Annotated in this window: 2 protein-coding genes; both read right to left on the bottom strand. The window is 69.4% G+C overall.

Annotated features, from left to right (window positions below):
• Positions 1–277 precede the first annotated feature (277 nt).
• Positions 278–493 (bottom strand): MbtH family protein, encoded by a 216-nt coding sequence (locus A5714_RS05600; protein WP_068283566.1) that lies wholly within the window; start codon positions 491–493, stop codon positions 278–280.
• Positions 474–1,760, bottom strand: coding sequence for an NADPH-dependent L-lysine N(6)-monooxygenase MbtG (gene mbtG, locus A5714_RS05595; protein WP_068283563.1), 1,287 nt, complete (start codon positions 1,758–1,760; stop codon positions 474–476). The genes A5714_RS05600 and mbtG overlap by 20 nt, the downstream gene beginning before the upstream one ends.
• Positions 1,761–1,917: the final 157 nt, after the last annotated feature.

Below are 1,917 nucleotides of genomic sequence, written 5' to 3'. Positions count from 1 at the left end.
TCCGGCGCCGCCAGGGACGCCACACCCGCGGCCGCTCCACCGACCAGGGCAACAGCCGCCACGCCGGTGACGACAGACTTCACGGTATTCACAGATCCCCCTTCGATGCGCATGGACCGTGGCGGGATCGACAAAATGCGCCCCACGCGGTCACACGTCTCCATGTTGTATTCGCTGTAAGTGTGCATTCTGTGACCCACAATTGAGTCTCGGCCCGGTCACGTTACGGCGGCGCTACGGCAGCACCGGGTGCGTCGCGGCGCCCCAGGGGTCCCCGTCAGTCGCGCGCGAGCGCGTCGATGAGGCTCTTCGGGCGGATGTCGGGCCAGTTCTGCTCGATGTAGGCCAGGCAGTCCGCGCGGCTGGCCTCGCCGTAGGCCACCCGCCAGCCGGCCGGCGTCTCGGCGAAGGTGGGCCACAGGCTGTGCTGCTCCTCGTCGTTGACCAGGACGACGAAAGTCCCGTTGTCGTCGTCAAAGGGGTTGGTGCTCATCGCGTCTCCTCATCGATGGATTCTTCGCCGATCCCAGGGTTGATCCCAGCACACGGTCGGACAGCAACCCCAGGCAGCTCAGGTTCGGGAACCCGGGCCCCTGGGTCAGCCCGGACAGGTTGGGCAGGTAGAGCCTGGGCGTGACGTCGGCGACGGACAGGTCGTAGCCGATCGATTCCTGCAGGGTCTCGGCGGTCAGCGGTCCGCCCAGCCCGAGTTCGAGCAGGTCGAGCACGTCCTGGCCGAACAGCGAGGTGAACCATAGCGGGTCGGCCCCGGAGCCGTCGATCACCAGGTCGAAGCCGTGCACCGTCTCCAGGTGCTCGCTGCCGCGATTGGTCGACAGGGTCAGCCGGATCTGCCCGTCCCGCCCGACCGCGTGCGCCACCCGCCCGCGCAGGTGGCGGATCCGGTCGTCGGCCAGCAGCGCCTCCTGGACGTTGGCCGAGAACACCCCCCGGTCGGTGCGAGCCAGGGCGTCGCGCCGTTCGGCCATGGTGAGCGCCGGCCAGTTGGTGGGGTCGGAGAACAGGGAGTTCTCGAAGAAGCTCTCGCCGCGGGTGAACAGGGTCACCTGCGGGGAGATGACGGTGATGGTCGATACCCGGTGCCGGAACAGCTCGTTGAGCATGGACGCGGCGGTCTCGCCGCCACCGATCACCGCGACGCGCTCGGCGGTGATCCGGTCGTGGCCGGCGGCACGGTCCCAGAACTGGGCGATCGAGAGCATGCGCGGGTTGCCGGGCAGCAACGACTTCTCGGCCTGGCCGGGGCCGGTGATCATCAGCGCGTCGGCGTGCACGGTGGTCTCGTGTGTGTGCAGGGCCCACCGGTCGCCGGTCACCGCTAGCCGCTCGACGTCGCCGTGGACCACTCTCATCCCGACCTGGTCGGCGACCCACCTCAGGTACTGGCTCCACTTGCGGTGCGGCGGGGCGGGCCGCCCGCGGTCGATCCATTCGGCGAACGACGCCGTGGCAATGAGGTAGGACTGCCAGCTGTACCGGGTCATCCGCTCGTCGAGCTCGGCGTTGCGGCGCGGCACCAACGCCGACCGGTAGGGGAAGCCGACGTCCTTCTCCGGGCTGGTGCCCAGCCGGTGCGCGCCGTCGGTCCAGCCGCCCGAGGCCTGCCAGTTGGCGCCCACCCCGGTGCGTTCCACAACGACCACGTCGGGAACCTCGACACCCATCTCGCGCAGCACGAACGCCTTCGCGGCGACGGCCACCCCCTTGGCGCCGGCGCCCAGGATCGCCAGTGTGCTCATTCGACCATCTCCCGCAGTGTCTCTAGCCAAAGCTGTTGCAGCGCAGCGATGTCCGCGTCGCTGAGGATGTCGGGCAGCGCTCGCCACTGCGAGGCCAGCACCCGCTGGTCGTCCACCGTCAACACCATCGCGGCGATGGTGAGCTCGTGGCGCACGG

The organism is Mycobacterium sp. E2462 (assembly GCF_001672685.1).
GTDB lineage: Bacteria > Actinomycetota > Actinomycetes > Mycobacteriales > Mycobacteriaceae > Mycobacterium.
The sequence above is the reverse complement of the archived record's forward strand: the minus strand, read 5'-3'. Positions and strand labels throughout refer to the sequence as shown.